This is a genomic window from Microcystis sp. 49638_E5 (genome assembly GCF_021300285.1).
Lineage (GTDB): Bacteria > Cyanobacteriota > Cyanobacteriia > Cyanobacteriales > Microcystaceae > Microcystis > Microcystis aeruginosa_C.
This window is the reverse complement of record NZ_JAJTDH010000016.1, coordinates 32502-51116: the sequence shown is the minus strand read 5'-3', so window position 1 is coordinate 51116 and position 18615 is coordinate 32502. Positions and strand designations below refer to the sequence as shown.

The following is an 18615-nucleotide window of genomic DNA, read 5'->3' as shown; positions in this document are numbered from 1 at the left end:
AGATACTACTTTGAATTGGCACTATTTGTCGATGCCAAGTCAATGACCGATCTTACTTTTTCCGCTAAGTCTGAAAACGATGACATATAGTCATTTTAGATAAGTATGATACAGTCTAGACCGACAAAATCCTTAGGAACTCTGGGATTGATATTCTCAATCTTAATTGAAATGACTATAATAAGGGTTTCAAGCTCTCCACAATTTTCAATAAGCTAGTCTTAATGACAATAAGCGACGAGAGAAGAGGACTTCGAGATAGGGGGAAATCAAAGGATCGCTCAACTAAAAAGATAACGGGAAAAGTCAGAATGACTGATAAGTTATTCCTATCGGAATTTTTAACACTTCTGCATAAATCACAGGTCTTCTAACGAAAATATAATATACACCTCCAAAACCAAAATGCAGAACTTATTGAGACAGCTAAGGCGAAACCGCAAAAAACCGCTAATCTTTGGATTATTTGGCGCAGCAGGATGTCTGGTGACAGAGATCTCACTGAGTGAAGTTTACAGCGTTTCTCGTAAAGGTGAAGTATAGATTAAACCTTGCCGAAGTAAGGATTTCAGTCACAAAAACCCACCTCATCTATCGGATAAACTTTGTATCTCAATACCACAGTTTTGATGACTCCAAGACAATAATTAATCATTTCGAGGACTGACATTATGATCATGCAGAATAACCACTCACAACAAATTCCGGATAATTCTCAAAAAATTCAATCCACTATTCAACAGTTTCAGGAGTACTTCGCTATTTATGAGAGTGTTTTTCCTTATCTACCTATTAAAGACACGGAGAAATCCTCAATTGAAAAACGAAAAGACTGGATTAGTAAGTTGAAACAAACAGAATTTCATGTCGCTTTTCTCGGTTCTTATTCGGCGGGAAAATCAACAATAATTAATGGAATTTTAGGACGAGAAATTCTCCCTGAAGCCAATAAATCAACCACTGCATTTCCCACTATTGTTAAAAAAGGAGAAAAAGATCAAGCCTTTATTTACTTTATGGATGACAAAGCGCAAAGGATACTTTACGATAGTTTTATAACTGAAATTGGTCACAAAATTGGTAAAAATTTGTCAAATGAATCTCATGAACCTCTGGGAAGACACTTTCAAAGCATTGAGGAAGCCATTAAACAATATGAAACAGAAACTGGAAGTTCTATCGATCAACAAGCTTTAGGCAAAAGTAGATTGCTTGTAAGAAATTTGACAAATCCAAATTCCAATTATCAAGGAAGAAAAGAAATTCAACTATCAGAACTTGGCAACTATGTAGAAGGCTATGAAGGAGCAATTTATGTTGATAAAATTGAAGTGTTTGTAGAAAATTTGAATATTGCGGACGGCATTGTATTGGTTGATTTACCAGGACTAGGGGTGGACAATAAACGCCATAAAGAATTTACTCAAGACTACATCAAAGAAAAAGCAAAAGCTTTTGTCGTTTGTATCAACCCTTTCAAAGTTCTTCAAGGGGAAGAAATAGAATTTTTAGCTGAAATCAATAAGAAGAATCCAACGATTATTCAAAGGGCATTTTGGGTGATTAATCAATGGGATATACCGAATAAGACTCAAAAAAAAGAAGCTATTAATAGCTTTAATCAACGGGTTGGCGACTATCATTTTATCATTAAGGAAGAGCGAAATTTTCAGACTTCTGCCCTTAACTATTTATTGTTAAAGACAATTGCTCAAGGAACAATTGACCAAAGTAAAAAATTACCAGGACATCTTGAAACTTTGATAAAAACAATTGGCTTAGAAAACGAGCCTTCTAAGGATCAAGCTAAAGACTTGCTCCTTAATCATCCGGATATTGTTCCCTTTTCTCAATTCCTTGAATCTCTATATAAATATTTGAATAAAGAGGCAAAAGATGAGTTTATTGCAGATGCGAGAAAAGAACTTCTGGAGATTATCTGTAAATTAGAGCGATTGTTGAAAGAACCCTATCATCAATATGGTCAAATCTCCAATCCTCAAGAGAGGGAAAAATGGGATGCTGTTATTTCACAATCTCAGTTGTTTATAGATCAGTTGAAGGAAAAAGTTAAAGAATTTGCCAAACAAATTCGCACGCACGAAGATGGTCAATTTTGGCAGGAGTCTGATACGAATGAAATAATCCAAGAATTGCATCAAAAAATAGTACAAATAGATGAAAAAGAACTTAAAAATTATCTGTACACAGGAGAAGATATCAATAAGGAACAGATGTATAATTTTCCCGATTTTATGAAGAAAAAAATAGAACTGAATTCATTGATGAAAAAAAGATTAATGTCGGTAGTCTATATTGCTTTTACCGAGCGATTAAGTACACTTCTCAGTGATTTACAAACCATCAACCTAAGTTATTTACCCGAAGAAGTGTCTAAAAAACTAGAAGATAGCCTTTGTGAACGGGATATTTTAATGAGATTAAGTGGTCTGTCTGACGCTTTATTTTCTCAGTATGGAGACAAGCTTCATGAGATTGGAGAGAGTCTCAAAGACTGTAGTGGTCAGACATTTTCTGAGCGCTTAAAGCAAGCCATAGAAAGGTACGAAAATAAACTGATAGAATACATTAGAGAAACTATCAAAGAGTTGAACCCAAATATTTGCTATAGCCTGAAAAATCATGCAGAATATTTGGAAGAAAAGTTACTGGAACTATTTAAAGATTGCCAAGGTAAAATATCCAGTCAAATTGCCCAAACTACCGAACTTGATGAGGCTATTGCTTCTGAAGTTACTAAGCAAACTACGATTACCAATAGTTACGAAAAACTGATTACTTTAAAAAGCTCAATTACTGGGTAGTTTAGAAACACAAATCCCTGTAGAGGTTGAACAATTTACTCGCTAATTGACTGTTTATTCAGCAATGCCTTTTTTTGTGTACTTTTGTGACAGCTTTGGCATAAATCACAGGTCTTCTGGCGAATAGATAATATAGTCCCCCGAAATTAAAATGCAGAACTTATTCGGCCAGATCAGGCGAAATCTCAGAAAACTCCTAATTTTTGGATTATGTGGTGCGGGAGGATGTCTGGTAGCGGCGATCGCACTAGGAGAGGTTTTTCTCACGGTGACTGAACGTCCGCCGATTGTCGAACAGAATCCTCAATCTGTCGTAATGTTGATTGATACCTCCGGCAGCATGAACGATGACAATAAATTACAAGAGGCGAAAAATGCCGCTAAAGCCTTTATCGAGCGACAGGACCCCTCGGTTAATCGCTTCGCGGTGGTTGGTTTCGGCAGTCAGGTTCAAATTGGCACAGGACTAACCTCCGATTTAGCCACCCTCAATCAAGCCATTGACAATTTATCTGATGGTGGGGGGACAAGAATGGATTTAGGACTGGCAACGGCGATTGAGCAACTAGAGTCTAGCAGCTCCGATCGTCATATCTTGCTGTTTACAGATGGACAACCCGCCCCGGCTCCTTCTCCAGAACAAATTGATATTATGATTGTTCTCGACGTTACTAGCAGTATGAATGAGGAGATCGCCGGAGTACAACAAGGCATCCAAAACTTTGCCCAAGAACTCAAAAAACGGAAACTTGATGCTCAAATAGGCCTAATCGCTTTTGGCGATCGCTTATTTGGCGAAGAGCCGCAAATTCTCAATTTTGATGGTTCTGTATTTACCCCTGATAGCGATCGCTTTAGTGAGCAAATCGGCAGCATTCAACAGGTTAACGGCAATGATCCGCCAGAAAGTAGCTTAGATGCTCTGGCATTAGCTGCCCGTCAGCCTTTCCGTTCCCATGCAACCAAAGTCATACTGCTGATTACTGATGCTCCTCCTTTAATACCCGATCGAGAAATTCCTTCTTTAGAAGCAACCACTAATGTTTTAAAGGAAAATCAAATTGCTCAACTGCACTTAGTCATTCAACCTGATGATCGCGCTACTTTTGAACAACTGCAACTCTCCGCACCTGGAGAAACCTTCTTACTCGGTGAAACCGCCGCAGGACGACAAGGATTTGAAAGTGTACTCCCCACCATCGGTAAAGCCATCGCTGAAACAACCCTGAAAGAAGAAGATCGCCAACCGATTGTAGAGGCGACCCTAAACATCGGTCAAACTGCTCTGAGCCAAAAAATCAATATTATTGCCGTCGGAACAGGAGATGCCGATCAAAACTTTCTGACTCAACTGACGGGAGAAGATAAAAAAGTCTTCTATGCTAATTCCGGAGAATTTGACCAAGCCTTTCAATCTGCGGCAAAACTCATCTATGATTCGCAGCTGATCGGAGAACAAAAGCAAAATCAAGGAATTTTATACACTTTACTGAGCCAATCTCTTCCTAAAAATCAACTGCAAACCCCTCAATTTAGATTTATCTATGATGCCTTGCGGACGGGTGGCTGGACGGCTATCCTGTCTGTGGGTGCTTCTTTAGCGTTAATTGTCGGGCAGAACCTCTATCAACGTCGTCGCCGCCTTCTTTCCCTGGGCGAGACAAGCATCGGTACAGTGGGGGGAATCGTTGCTGGATTGGTTGCCGGTAGCTCAGGACTCCTTGTCTCTCGTTTTCTCATTCAAAGCATTCCCACCCTTGCCCCAGGGGGGCCACTTCTGGGTTGGACGATTTTAGGGACAATGCTTGGCGGCGGCATGGCTCGTTTTGTCCCCAATCTGAAAATCGGCAGGGCGGTATTGGGCGGGTTTCTCGGTGGCGCGATGGGAGGAATGGGTTTTGTTTTGCAAGCTGGAGCGAGTAATGAGATCGCCGGACGTTTAGCGGGTTCAGCGATTTTGGGTTTTTGTATTGGCATGATGATCGCTCTTTTGGAACTGCTGACTCGACAAGCTAAACTGATCGTGCATTGGAGTCCTACGGAACAACGAGAATTTTTACTAGGCTCTCGCCCGATCATTTTGGGCAGTTCCTCGGAAGCCAATATTTACTTACCCAAAAAACAGGGTTATACCCCGATCACGGCTCAGGTTTTTCAAAAAGGGGAAAACATTATCATGCAGTATAACTCGTCCTATGGACAAGCCAAGGGGATGAAAAAACTAGAGCATCAATTAAAGGATGGTGATCGCCGGAAATTTGGACAGATTACGCTGGAGGTAAAAACATCGCCCGAACCGTCCAATCGAATAATATCAACTCATTAATCTTATTTTGGTTGCCCAAATGGTAGTCTATAAATTCTTTCTTAACCTGAAAAATTCGCCAGAAAGATATGATTATCCTCTAGATCTAACCGCCGATCAGGAAAATAATCCTGAAACTATCTTCACCAAGGAAATTCGCCAAGCAATCCGAAAACATTTTCAAGCAAGAAGCTCATGCTCTATCAACGATCACCGTCTCAATCAAATTATCGCCGCTTGGGTCGAAGATATCCGAGAAGGCTATCGAGAAACTGTCCTGACCCTAGATTTACCCCTACTGAGCGAGTCGAACCTTGAAAACATCCAAGACGAAGGAAATCAAGAGTTACCCCCTGTTTTTACCCCCGATTTAGGGGCTATAGAACCCATGGAGGGAATGTTTCCCCCTTTAGAAGACATTTTCAACACTTAACCTATTCTCTGAAGGAAATTTTAATGCTTAACGTATCTATTACCCCCCATCGAGAATTTTTACCGGCCGATACTCCAGATCAGCGACTGTTTATTATGCTGAAGTTGCGACCAACCCAAGAAGTCGCTCAAACCCGTCCTTCTACTACCTTTGTCTTTCTAATTGACACCAGTGGCTCGATGTACGAAATTGTGGCCGGCGATTTTCAACCCACCGGTGAAACTTATATGCAAGATGGGAAGGAATACACGAGAGTGGTGGGCGGCATTGCCAAAATCGACATGGTTATTGAGTCGCTTCGCACCCTGATTAATTCAGGACGCTTCACCCCGGAAGATCGGATTGCTCTGATCCAATTTGACGATCAAGCCTCTACTCTGATTGGCTTAACACCAGTTACCCAAACCCGTCAACTGGAAGATGCGATCGCAAAACTGCGAAATTTTAGCGGTGGAACTTGTATGGGGAGAGGCATTAATCAAGCCCTTGCTCTCCTAGCTAATCAAAGCATGACTAGCCGCCATACCATGATTTTTACCGATGGCGACACCTTTGATGAAGATGATTGCCAAAACTTAGCCCAACAATTTGCCAGTCAAGGGATTTCGATTACGGCCCTGGGTGTGGGCGAGTTTAACGAAAACTTGCTCACAGACATAAGCGGCAAGACGGGAGGGCATTGCCGTCACATTGTTCCAGGAACGGCTAGTGGTAACGATGTTTCTATTACCGATCTTCCTAACCTTCTACTGGCAGACTATCAGCAAGCCCAGCAAGAAGTAATTAACAATCTTGTCCTGAGCTTAAAAACTGTTCAGGGAGTCAAACTGCTGCGCCTTACCCGTGTTTATCCCGATTTGGCAGAATTTTCCTTAAATCAAGCTCCCTATCCCATTGGTGCCGCCAAAGCAAAGGATGAAACCATATTTATCTTAGAATTTGCTATCGATAGTCGTCCTAGTTCAAAAATTCGTCTGGCTCAACTGGGCTTGACTTATGACATTCCTGGCTTAAACCGACGGGGGGAATTACTACCGCAGAACGTTGTTGTCCAGTTTGTGCCTGGACAGGGGGGGACAGCGCAGGTCGATCAAGAAGTTATGGGATACGTTCAACAACGCAATATTTCCCAATTAGTTGACGACGCAACCCGCATGGCAGAGAGTAACCCCCAACAAGCTGAAAAACTCCTGGAAACTGCCCGTCGTATCACAGTTCAAATTGGCAATGATGCTATGCTCGAATCTCTCAATGAAGGGATTGAAGAATTGCGAAAAACTCGTCAGATTTCCTCTGGAACCCGCAAAACCGTGAAAATGGGATCGAGAGGAAAAACTGTCAAGATGGGCGATGACCTCAACGACGATCTCTCGGAAGAAACTATTCGGAAACTAACCGGTACTTGAGCAGACTTCTGGCACCGAGTCAGGCAACAGTAAGATTAATTTCAATCTAATTAATTCCTCTTATATCCCTCAAAAAGGAGAAAAACCAATGGCTATTGTTTGCAAAGTTTGTGGCTACGATCAAAACCCCCAGGGAGCAGAATACTGTGATGCTTGTGGTGCAGAATTGACCCCATCGACACCACCTACACCTCCCACACCTGTCATCCCCGATCCCATCCCAGAACCCACACCCATGCCAATTCCCCAACCGATTGCCGAGACGATAACACTCACACCAGAACCGCTGCCCCAACCGATTACTCCAGCAATAACAACAACGGCCCGACTGATTGCCAAGCACCCTAACGCCCCGGTTGCTGAATTTTTCATTGATGGTTTTACCTTGATTGGCATCTTTGACTCGGACACCGGACCTGTGGATGTGGACTTAGAAAAATTCCCCGATAACGAAACCGTTTCCCGCAACCATGCGGAAATTTATCCCGATGGAGGAACTTGGAAAATTAAAGACCTCGGTTCTCTGAATGGGGTTTTTATTAAACCCATCGGTCAAACTCGCTTTAACGCCAGAATAACTGCTCCGACCCCTCTCAGTTCTGGTGATGAGATTGCGATCGCTAAAATTCGCTTTCTTTTCCAAACTCCTTAACATTTCTTGGGGTGGTTAGCCCCACCCCGATTGTGTTCGACTAAAGTTTTAATGGCTGCCTCTCATGACTTCACCATCGACAGAAAACTTCTCCCCCCTGCTTATTCAAGAAAAAGAATCTTTTTCTATGGCAGATTATCAGATAGAAATTATCGCCTATCTAGGGTTATTAACCGCAGATGTTTATTACTTCAAAGTCAAGTTTCAACCCATTGCCGATCTCGATGGGGAAAAGGGCGAAACATCTTCTCAATTGGGACTTTTGCGTGTCGGCTCTCTTAATAGTAGTCTCGATCGGGAACTGCAACTGAGAAAAATTCTTCAAAACTACAGCTTGATCGCTCCACTTATCGCTGATATTCAAGTAGATTCAGCTATTATTAATCCCCTATCAATCAAGGAAAAATCCCAGGAGGTAGATGAAAAACAAAATGAAGATATTGCCACTGAACAAATAGTCTCGGAAGATTCTGAATTTGTCAATATTACTTCAACAAAAGATGATGATTCTGGAGAAAATCAGTCCGCAGAAACAGACTATTTAGAAGAAGAATACTACCCAGAAACAGCAGTCGAAAACGAGACGAAACCAGAAAAACTTCTTCTGTTAACGCGATTTCCTCAAGAAAACTTGACTTTAGAAGCTTGGCTAAAAGAAGAACATTCTCAAGAAGAAGCACTAACGTTAGTGATTCAAATTTGTCAGTTATTTTCTTATATAGCTAAACAAAACTGGTATTTAATCAACCTGCTTCCCCAGTTTATAGAAATAGACAAACCCCTCAAAATCTTTGACTTAACCTGCGCTTACTCAATTGAAGAAAGCCTAACTTCTGGTGTTATCGGAGATTATTGCGCTCCTGAACTTGCGGCAAGTCGCTCGATCAATGAATCAATGAGCAGTTATACTATCGCCGCTTTATTGTATCAAACTACCCATAAAAAATTACCTCAATCTGACCAGATTATTAGTTTAGAAATTGCTCCGATTCCGCGTCTTTATCAACTGCTGAAAATTGCCTTGTCCTCTCTTCCAGAAGAACGCTTTCCCCTGGCTCAATTTCTCAGCTTATTAATCGAAACTCGCCATTCACTGCGGAGTCTGAAAGTGCAGTGGAATATTGCCAGTTATTCAACCGTTGGACTTTCAACAGAACGCTTACAGAATGAAGATAACTACGGTGTAAGACAACAACACCTCAGTAATTCAGAAACCCTTATTTTAGGCGTTGTAGCTGACGGTATGGGAGGAATGGCCCAAGGAGAAGTAGCTAGTCAAATTGCTGTTAAAACTATATTACAAGACTCCCTTCCTCCAGAATTTAAAACAGGAGAACAGCGTAATAAATGGCTACTTAATTTATTTCAAAAAGCCAACATATCTATTGCTGATACTGTTCGTAATGGCGGAACAACTTTAAGTGCTGTATTAGCGATCAATGATAGCTTAATGATAGCCCATGTGGGAGATAGTCGAATTTATTTAATACGACAAGGAAAAATTAAACAACTAAGTGAAGATCATTCACTGGTAGCTATGTTAGTGGCTAACGGTGAAATAACAGAAGAGGAAAGTTTAACCCATCCAGATCGAAATGTCTTACTCAAATCTATCGGTTCAAAAAAACATTTAAGTGAAGGCTATGTGCAGAATTTAAGTCGCACCAATAGCAATTTATCAATGACTTTAGAAAATGAAGATATTTTACTTCTCTGTTCTGACGGGGTTTGGGATTTAGTACCGACTCAGGAACTGGCGGAAATTTTTAGTCAATTTAAATCTTTACAAATGGCAGTTGATCAAACCATTCAAAGAGTTATTAATCAAGGAGCAACCGATAATGCAACGCTTTTAGCTATGCAATGTTTTATGACTTCTGGCAACTAAACAATATTTAATCAATCAATGAGGTGTAAATATGTCTCAAAAAAACTTGAATGTTTCAGTGTTAAAATATTTTTATCCTCTGGGTAAAAAAGTTAGAAATTTGATCATTTCTCTATCTACAATCGCTGTTATTTTATTGCTAATAGATATGGTGATTCTTAATAAAGAGTGTGAAAAAAGTGGCAAGGATAACAGTTGGGCTTGTGTGATATCCCCTATATGTGTTGAATTTTATGCTTCTATTTTTGTTTTAGCATTTACTTTATCATCTATTGAATTAGCCTTTCGCAACGAGATGCTGGAAGAGATACAAACAATATTTCAGTCGAGCGAAGCTACTAAATATCTAAAAGCAGTTCATCCTAAAGTAGCTATTCATAGAGAAATGGTTAGAAGTAATTTAAGACAACTTGATGCCCATGAGCAAATAAAAATGCTTTGCTTATCAGAAACCGTGAGAATTCTGAATGATGATGAGATTGGCAAAAAAGTAATTGTCGAAAAATTACAAAATAATTGTCAATTTAAAATTCTCACTCTCCATCCAGACTCCCTACTTTTAGATTGTTTGAATAATGTTAAATTTAACAGAGATAGACAAAACCTAGTCAACAATCTCTCACCTTTATTAAAGGAGCTATCTAGAGAATTGCCAGGGAAAGTATTGCAAGGTTCTCTAGAAGTTCGTCTGCACAAAGATGTTTTCTCACCCTTTTGTTATTTTTCAAGCAAACAATTAGAACTGATCTGGATTTACTGTTTAAATTCGGCAGGTTTTGAATATCCTGCCTTTGAGATTTTACATATTGATATTATCAAAGAAATTTCGGAACACTTTGAGACTATTTGGTCAAAAAGTTCTAGTTCAATTCTTTTTAAATTTGAAAAAGGAGAGATTATCGTTGATAAAGTCGATCATTATTTACATGGTATACAACCAGAAGATGAACAAAAATCTCAAAATAGAGAAGCAAGAGAAAATGATGAGAGTAACTTCCCTAACCAACAATAATTATAAGTCTCAAAGACAATAAAAATATGTCTATCCTCTGTCCAAGCTGTCTAACTGATAATCCCGATGGAACACAACAATGTATTAGTTGTGGTTTTAATCTCACCCCTGTATCCCCTAACAAAACTACCACATCACTCCATCATCTCAGCATCGGAACTTTACTCAAACAGGGACAATATCAGATCGAACAAGTTTTGGGTGAAGGGGGATTTGGCATTACCTATAAAGGAATTTATCGAGCGAATAATGCTCCTGTGGCTATCAAAGAACTTTGGCCAGAAAAATCCGCTAGACAAGGGAATCAAGTTATTTGGCCTGCCTCTATTTCTCCTCAAATAAAACGACAACAAACCAGTAAATTTAAGCTAGAAGCCAGCCATCAACAAAAATGTCATCATGCCAATATCCCTAAAATTTATGATTGGTTTGACGAAAACGATACAGTTTATATTGTCATGGAATTTATTGCGGGAAAATCTCTTTTTAAAATCCTGACCCAAGAAAAAAAGCTAACTGAAGAGCGAGTTAAACGCTATTTTATGCAAATTGCTGATGCCTTAAAAACCGTCCACAATAATAATTTTTTACACCGGGATATTAAACCTGACAATATTTTAATTGATCCTCAAGATAAAGCGATTTTAATTGACTTTGGTGCGGCGAGAGAATTTATCGCCGGTCAAACAGGAGACATGACCAGAACCTTAACCCCGGGTTATGCTCCTTATGAACAATATAGTCAAAGGAGTAAACGTTTTCCTGCCACGGATTTTTATGCTTTTTGTGCTTCAATCTATGAACTTTTAACCGGACAATTACCAATTGAAGCACCGGATAGAGCTAGTGCATTATTGCAGCAACGTTCATCAGATCCTCTCATTCCACCCCGACAACTCAATCCAGATATTTCTAATTTAATGGAAACTGTTATCCTAACTGGAATGAGAATTAATGTTGAGGATCGTTTCCAAACTGCTGACGAACTGATTGATGCGCTCAAAGGTCAATTTGTTTCTCCTTTACAAAAAAAAGCAAGAGAGTTAGTTAAACAAGGAAAACTTGTCGAAGCAGTTCAAAGTTACGAGAAATGTTTAAGCAACGAACCCAATAATGGTGCAGCTGCTGTTGAACAAGCGTTATTGCAAATCCATCTTAATGATACTCAAGCTGAAATTGCTGCCCAAAAAGCAATTCAACTAAACCCTAATGATGGTAGAGGGTACGGAGTTTTAGGCTTGGTATATTGCCATCAAAATAACTGGGAATCCGCCGTACAACAACTACAAAAAGGGGCTAAACTTTCACCTCAAGCTCTTTGGATACAAGTGAATTTAGCCTGGTCATTCGGTAAAATTGGTCATTGGCAAGAAGCGGAATCCGCTATCAACACAGCCCTAAAACTTGATAGTAACAATCTCTTTGCTCTCGGAATTCAAGCTTGGATTACCTTCAATCAAAATCAATTTAAAGCCACTATTGGTGCTGCTAGTAAAGCAATTACTAAATCCAAACAAAACCCCTCCCAAAAGAATCAACAAATTCAATATTGGGTTTATCCCTACCTGCTTGCCGCTCTTGACAAAGCCACCACTAGCCAACAAAGCCAAGATTTAGACCGGCGCATTCAAGACTGTCTGACTCAAATTCAAGACCATCCCTTTGCTTGGGGTTTCAAAGGTTGGAAACAAGCTCAACAAGGGTTATGGAGTCAGGCTCTTCCTTGCTTTCAACAAGCTAGTCGTCACCCCAACGCAGCCCCCTGGGTGCTTATCAATACGGCTATTAGTCATGAGCATCTCAACAATCCCTCGGAAGCCCTTCAAATTTATCAAGCTTACCTACAGAACAATGGTGAGGAGCCTTTTATTGCCTATCGACTAGGAACATTACTCGCTCAATTGGGACAATGGAAACAAGCGAAAACTCATCTGGAGCAGGCGATTCAACTCAAACCTGACTACCCTGAAGCCTACCACAATTTAGGCTGGGTATTACTTAATCTAAAAACTGCCGATGGACAAATCCAATATGCCCGCGAACTCTTATCCTACTATCGTCAAGCCATTACTCTCTACAATCAACAAGATAAATCCCATCTATCCAGAATGCTCGCTCAAGCTTTAACAGAGGCTGACGTTTAAAGGCTAAGAAATGTAAAATTGACTTGCTTTGACGAAGTTAACCTGCTATAGTCGCAAAAAAACTGTTTTACAGTTTCCTCCCAAGAGCTATTTTTCTACTTCCCTAACCGCCACGACTTCGTTGATTGTTATTCGTAGCTCATTTTCAGGAAATTGGCCTACTTCTGTGCCTGATTTTCAGCTTAGTAAGCTGAAGGAGATTATCTATTGTCCTGTTTATTTGGGATTTTTAGTTTTTCCTGACAGGATTTTGCCAAAAGCATTGACGCAGGGATTTCTAGGTTATTGTTTTTTTATGTTAGTAGTTTTCGAGTTTAGCTAATTAATTTGAACCATGATTAAATACGTTATTCTCAATTTAGAACCGAGCAATGATAAAATTCAATGTTCTCTACAAATAAAATATTTATCAACTCACCCATTGCTCCGGTTATTCTTTGTTCAGAGATTGTATAATCTTTTTCTTGGTAAAACCTGTAAACATGATCTAGGCGATCATTCAGACCTTAATAATAAATATAAAGAGTGGAAAAAAATATACAATAGAGATGAGAGTTCTAATTCGGGACGAGATAGTTGGAGAAAAGAACTAAATTCTGCTTTGGAAAATTTAGATAAAAAGTTAGATGAATGGTTAAGAGATATTTCTTTTCGAGCCAAAATTGAGAAAAACTTTGTCAGTAAACTTGAGAAATTTATAACAGGTGATAATTGTAGCGTCGTCTTTGTTATACAGAGTGAAGATGAATTTATATCTCAACTATTTTGGCATAATTGGGAATTAATGAAAGACCCAAATTATCAAAAAATCCCCCTGGTATTTGCCATAAAAAATCAAAGAAAAATTTCTCAAGCAGCTTACGTTCAACTACCTAATAAGTCACTAGAAGTTTTGGTTATCTCAGGGGATACAAGGAATTTAGACCCCAAACAAGATACAGCAGCATGGCAAAAGTTTACTTCAATATGCCATGTTCTTGAACTTGATTTAAGATTGTACCCTTCTACAGAGACTACAGGGACTGATCTAACTCATTGGCTCGATCCAGAATCTCAACATAAATTTGATATTATTTACTTGCTTGGCCATGGATCAGATGATAATTCAGAACAAAAGATACGGATTAGTGATACAGAATTTCTGACGTTTAAACAATTCTGTTATCGTGTCAGCAAAATAAAAACTTTAAAACTTGTTATTTTAAACTATTGTAATTCTCTCCCCTTAGCAAAGGAGTTAATAAAATCTTCTGATATTCCTCAAGTCATTGCCATGAGAGAGACTATATTTGATTCTTTTTCTCCAGAATTTTTGACTAACTTTTTGCTCAAATTAGTTCGTTGTAACTTTTTACCTTTAGCTGTCAAAGAAGCTCAAGAACATTTAGAAATAGAATATAGCAATGAATGGCGAAGTTCTGCTTCAGTCGTTGCTCTTTTACAAAATCTCAACAAAACTCCTTGGACATGGCCTAATAATAAAGAATCTCGCTTCAAAAAGAATCTATTTCTATATTGCTCAGGTTTTTTGTCTTGTTTATTGATATGTCTAGTTTTTGTTTGGATAATTTCTACTTTGAGCAAGAATAGATTGATTAATATTCCTGGACAGATTAATAAAATATTTCCTCCGTCAAAAGCTGAAGTAGAAAATGTATTACAAGAAAGTACAGTAACTATTAAGGTTTATGACCCCAAAACAAATAGCTCTAGTTTTTTTGCGGGTATTATTTTTGCTTATGACAAGAAAGCAGAAAAATCTCATTCTCAACAAGATACAACTTATTATATTCTAACCACCGCAAAATCATTAGAAAACATAGAAAATCGTCAAATTGTTATATCAACTAATCAAGGACCAAAAGATTTCAGAAACTACAGACCTATTACAGAGGTGAGTCAGCACTTAGCTATAATGACTTTTAACAGCAATAAAACATACAAAATCGCTCAACTGAGCAAAGCTAAGGCTGCATTAGAAGAAAAAGTTTATATGGCCGCTCGACAGTCTCCAGAAGACTCTCGTTCAAATCTCAATTTAATTGATAGTAAAATTACCGATCTAAATCCAATGCAACAAAATCAAACTTATAAATTTTTCTACGACAGCTTCGATGGTACAATTAAACCAAAAGCGGATGGAAATTCTATTATCAATCAATATGGCTGCTTAATTGGAATTGATTTAGGTAGTCCTAATTTGCCTAATCAGAATTTGGGAATTGGTATTCCTGAAAATACTCTTTTAGAGGTAAAAAAGCTTAAAAATCCCCAGGACACATCGATAAATAACATAAAAGAATCAAAGTTTGCAGATTTATATACTGAGTCTTGTCAGTATGAATAATAAACCTATAAAGACTCTTTTTCCAGCTTACGATATTGAAGCTTGAACAGCGATAAAAACCACTGCGATACCGTTTCTTTATTAGGATTATATTGGTCGATTTTGTCAAATACTTGCTTCAAGGTTTGCTGCCATGCTATTCCAGAAATATCCAGGGAAGAACTATATATATTTTGATTTTGTACTTGATTAGATTCTTGAATTTTATTAGTTAATTTCGTTAAGCTTTTATATCTTTGCTGACTAATTTTTGGATAATTTTTAGCAGCCAAAGCTAAACTTTCTAGCTGTTTATCTTCATATTCTGCCAGTTCTGTGTTGATTCTCGCTAACAAAGTCCGTAAAGAATTTTCCCTTGCTTTCAAAATTCTTGAATCGATTTCAGGATGTTGAATTGCATAGTCAGAAAATTCTACTATTGCTTTCTCAAACTCTTGAGCTTGAGCTTTTCTAAGTTCATATCCCTTTTCGTTCAAAACCATAGCTGTAAATCCACTAACTGTAACTCAACGCAAACAATACCTTTAGTAATTCCTCTTTCTACATCTATTGTATAATAACCATAAATCGTTTGACCATTTACGGCTCTCGTATCTGCGGTTAATAATTCTCCTCCATACTTTTTCTTTTGCTCTCGACATCCTTCTAAGGAAGTATCCAGCAGGATACTATCAAGCTTTTCTGGATTTACTTTCTCACTTTCCCAAAAACCATCATAATCATTGGGTTTTCGCTTTTTAGTCACAAAACTACCATCAAGATAGACTTTTTGGCAACCTGCTTGTTGAAGATTTAGCAATACTCTTTTTAGTCCGACTAGAAGACGTTGTCTTCTTCGAGTGGTTCCAAATCTTTCTACAAGCTCTTCCCAGCTATCTAATTTATGTTCTCCCGGCGGCAAAAAGCCGCGCTGATTAAAAGGAGGAATTCCCATGTTTTTAATATTAGATAATTTGTGAGCAAGCTGGGCATTGCCCAAGAAAAATTAGGGTTGATTAGAACTAATTGAATGACTATCTTGATAAGATTGGTTTAAGGGATCTCTGTAAGTTAGGTAAAGTTTTAGAGGAATCGGTGGACTCTGAATCAACGCTAGATGATAGTCCTCAACAACCTGCATAGCTTCAGAAATAGATAAGGATTTATCGTAACGAAGATCGGCGCATTTTTGAAAAGTACTTTGAGCAGATAATTTCAGATCTGAATACTTTTTCCAAAGCAGTAATATATCCCCAGATAGAATAAAAGAAATAGCTGTTAATGCTGCCTTAACTGCCCACTTTACCCCACTCATATCTTGATTTTCTTGGCTAATTGTAGCCGTAGAGGTTGCGAAGTCTGCAAAATAAATAATTCCTGATAAAATTAAAATTGAAATAACTAAAAATACCAGTAAATAATTGACCGTTTTTGCCGCTAAAAACTCAGTAAAGTAAGCAGATTCTGTTGTAATATCCATTAATCTTTGTGGACTATTAGATAGAGAAGATGAATAATAAGGAGAAGTAAAAGGAGCTTGTTGCAATTTAATTCCTGTTGTCCAAGCTCTAACCATAGCTAACTCATGGCTGGGAATATCTTCTCCTAAACTATCAGCATATAAAATCATTCTTCTACATTTATCAGCTTTTTGTGTCAAGTTATTAGCCCATTCTCGCAACCATGCTACTGCTATTGGAGTGATTAAGGCAAGAAAACCGGCAATAGCTAAAAGCCACAATTTATTGTTGACTGTCGCAATTAATGCTAAAACTTGAGCGCATAAAGATAACCACAAGCTGTACCACCATCTCACTTCAGCTTGATCGTAGAGATAATTGCGAATATCCGATAAATCTTTTTGGTTTGGCATAGCTTACTTTAGCATCGATATAAGATCAAATTTTGAACAATTTATCTAAACTTTAATCAGAAATTTAGATAAATTATCCCGTTCTAATAGGGTTTAGTCAAAAGAAAATTGTTCTGTGTGAATTTCCTCTCCTCGCTTCACTTGTATTTGAAAACTCTCTCCCAATTGAAGGGTGTATTTTAAAGAGATGTAATGATCTCCTTTTGTCGGATTTGCCTTCAAAGTTTGGTCGGATAAAGATAATAGCTTCAAATTCAAATCAGATGGAATTTTTTTAGATGATTCAACCTCCACGAGAAGTTGAAACTTTCCCTCTTTTGTAGGGGTTATCCTAACCAATAGAATAAATGTCCGTCTTATCAGAGTAATGTATTTAGCTCTATAGAGAGGAGAGGTAATAGATTTATCGATTGTAGGTAGAGCAGGACTATCTCTACGAACAAGCTTTTTCTGTTTATCTTTTAAAATTTCTGCTGATTCATCCTCATTCCAATTCTTGGCAAAAGTTCTTTCGAGAAGTTGTTTGTTTTTAGCCAGAAGAAGTAAATCAACTAAATTGTCAATATCTGGTAATTGAGCTAATGGTAATTCATTAGTTTCTATCTGCTCGACAAATCCAAATAAAATAGCTTTCTTCGCTTCTTCATCAATTTCTACCACAACATAACCCACTCGATCTGACCATACCTCGGACGGGACATAACAGATATTTTCATTTGGCAAAACCGGACGACATTCTAATTTACCGAGAACATCGATCTTTAAATCAGCACTATCCATTAAAATTCGCCGATTATAATCTCCGATAGTGCTTTCCTCTAAATTTGTTTCTACTTTCAAACACTGGCAGTAAAAGTTAACAGCAAGCACAGCTAAAGTATTTAGAAAAACCTGTTTACTTTTATCGGCATCTTTCTGTTCGCAACTAAACTTTTGAGCTAATTTAAAATCAGCACCGCTCAGGGGGACTGTAAAAGTTAAACGTTCAGCTAGTGGCATCATGGTTTTTGTCTCCTATTTCTAAAGATATTCTTGAAAAATTGGTTGTAATTTATCAATGCTGCGTTGATAAAAGCTGCTTAAAGTTGCTAGGGAGATTCCCCATTCTGTTGACATTTCCTTCCAAGATTGTCCATTAAATCGCCTTATACAGATTGCTTGAAAATTAGCCTCCGGATGCTTTTCGATGTGAGTCTGCCGAAAACAATCTCTAGGATCTTTTTGGATAAAATCCCATAATCTCTCCCAATCTTTTTGGGGGGAGAGAGATTCAGTTTGCTCGATTATATCAAGCAAGGAAGTATCTGGGGCATGGTTCCAGCTTGATTGCTCCGACTGGAGAGGAACATCCAAAGATTGCTCATAAATTCTGATTCGCTTGCCATTATCTTGTCTATGTCGCAGTTTTAAATGTTCCCTGACAGCATCGATAAATCGCTTATCAAGCAAAAAACTTACCCATGCCAAGACATTACCTTTACTTGGGTCGTACAGATCAATTTTTTCAAAAATCTCTAAAAAAGTCTGCTGTAGAGCTTCGTGAAAAATATCCTGATAGACAGACTTAGGAAAATTATAGATATTTTTACAGTACACTTTATTAGAGTTTTGAATCTCATTGGTTAGTTTTGTTAGCCATTTTTGTCTCTCCTTGCTGTTTGCAGGGGAGCTTTTAGCCAAAAGTGCCATTTCTTCAAGAAGCTTAAGTTTGCTGTCTGGGTTACTCATCAGAGAACTCTCCTTGCATTTTC

General features: G+C 38.2%; 14 protein-coding genes. 9 read left to right on the top strand and 5 right to left on the bottom strand.

Translation table 11 applies throughout. The features are described 5' to 3' along the window. Positions 1-671 precede the first annotated feature (671 nt). From LW728_RS07265 to LW728_RS07225, 9 genes are all read left to right on the top strand, one after another. A complete protein-coding gene (locus LW728_RS07265; protein ID WP_287766014.1) occupies positions 672-2825 on the top strand; it encodes a dynamin family protein in 2154 nt (717 codons plus the stop codon). A gap of 151 nt (positions 2826-2976) precedes the next feature. Further along, the gene (locus tag LW728_RS07260) at positions 2977-5151 is read left to right on the top strand and encodes a VWA domain-containing protein (RefSeq protein WP_287766011.1); all 2175 of its coding nucleotides are present in this window, start codon (positions 2977-2979) and stop codon (positions 5149-5151) included. Positions 5152-5170: 19 nt separating this feature from the next. Continuing rightward, positions 5171-5563 (top strand): hypothetical protein, encoded by a 393-nt coding sequence (locus LW728_RS07255; protein WP_012266790.1) that lies wholly within the window; start codon positions 5171-5173, stop codon positions 5561-5563. 23 nt (positions 5564-5586) lie between these two features. Then, positions 5587-6969, top strand: a complete 1383-nt coding sequence (locus LW728_RS07250; RefSeq protein ID WP_012266789.1) for a vWA domain-containing protein — start codon at positions 5587-5589, stop codon at positions 6967-6969. Between the two features lie 88 nt (positions 6970-7057). Further along, positions 7058-7621, top strand: coding sequence for an FHA domain-containing protein (locus LW728_RS07245; RefSeq protein WP_012266788.1), 564 nt, complete (start codon positions 7058-7060; stop codon positions 7619-7621). A 64-nt stretch (positions 7622-7685) separates the two neighbouring features. Then, positions 7686-9509 (top strand): protein phosphatase 2C domain-containing protein, encoded by a 1824-nt coding sequence (locus LW728_RS07240; protein ID WP_287665725.1) that lies wholly within the window; start codon positions 7686-7688, stop codon positions 9507-9509. 31 nt (positions 9510-9540) lie between these two features. After that, positions 9541-10521 carry a hypothetical protein gene (locus tag LW728_RS07235; RefSeq protein ID WP_149978947.1) on the top strand — a complete coding sequence of 327 codons (981 nt, stop codon included), beginning with the start codon at positions 9541-9543 and terminating at the stop codon, positions 10519-10521. Positions 10522-10547: 26 nt separating this feature from the next. Next, positions 10548-12665 (top strand): protein kinase domain-containing protein, encoded by a 2118-nt coding sequence (locus LW728_RS07230; protein WP_287665718.1) that lies wholly within the window; start codon positions 10548-10550, stop codon positions 12663-12665. Positions 12666-12999: 334 nt separating this feature from the next. Next, on the top strand, positions 13000-15012 hold the full coding sequence (locus LW728_RS07225) for a hypothetical protein (RefSeq protein WP_287766008.1): 2013 nt from the start codon (positions 13000-13002) through the stop codon (positions 15010-15012). Between the two features lie 5 nt (positions 15013-15017). Here the strand turns inward: LW728_RS07225 and LW728_RS07220 are convergent, their stop codons facing one another. From LW728_RS07220 to LW728_RS07200, 5 genes are all read right to left on the bottom strand, one after another. Beyond that, entirely contained in the window at positions 15018-15494 is a 477-nt protein-coding gene (locus tag LW728_RS07220) for a hypothetical protein (RefSeq protein WP_012266783.1), read from the bottom strand. After that, a complete protein-coding gene (locus tag LW728_RS07215) occupies positions 15485-15946 on the bottom strand; it encodes a DUF6932 family protein (protein WP_287627254.1) in 462 nt (153 codons plus the stop codon). The genes LW728_RS07220 and LW728_RS07215 overlap by 10 nt, the downstream gene beginning before the upstream one ends. A gap of 51 nt (positions 15947-15997) precedes the next feature. Next, on the bottom strand, positions 15998-16864 hold the full coding sequence (locus LW728_RS07210) for a hypothetical protein (RefSeq protein WP_287627255.1): 867 nt from the start codon (positions 16862-16864) through the stop codon (positions 15998-16000). Positions 16865-16957: 93 nt separating this feature from the next. Then, positions 16958-17866: a DUF1822 family protein gene (locus LW728_RS07205; RefSeq protein ID WP_287766004.1), complete on the bottom strand. Its 909-nt coding sequence runs from the start codon at positions 17864-17866 to the stop codon at positions 16958-16960. 18 nt (positions 17867-17884) lie between these two features. Beyond that, positions 17885-18592 carry a sigma factor gene (locus tag LW728_RS07200; protein WP_287730247.1) on the bottom strand — a complete coding sequence of 236 codons (708 nt, stop codon included), beginning with the start codon at positions 18590-18592 and terminating at the stop codon, positions 17885-17887. Positions 18593-18615 lie beyond the last annotated feature (23 nt).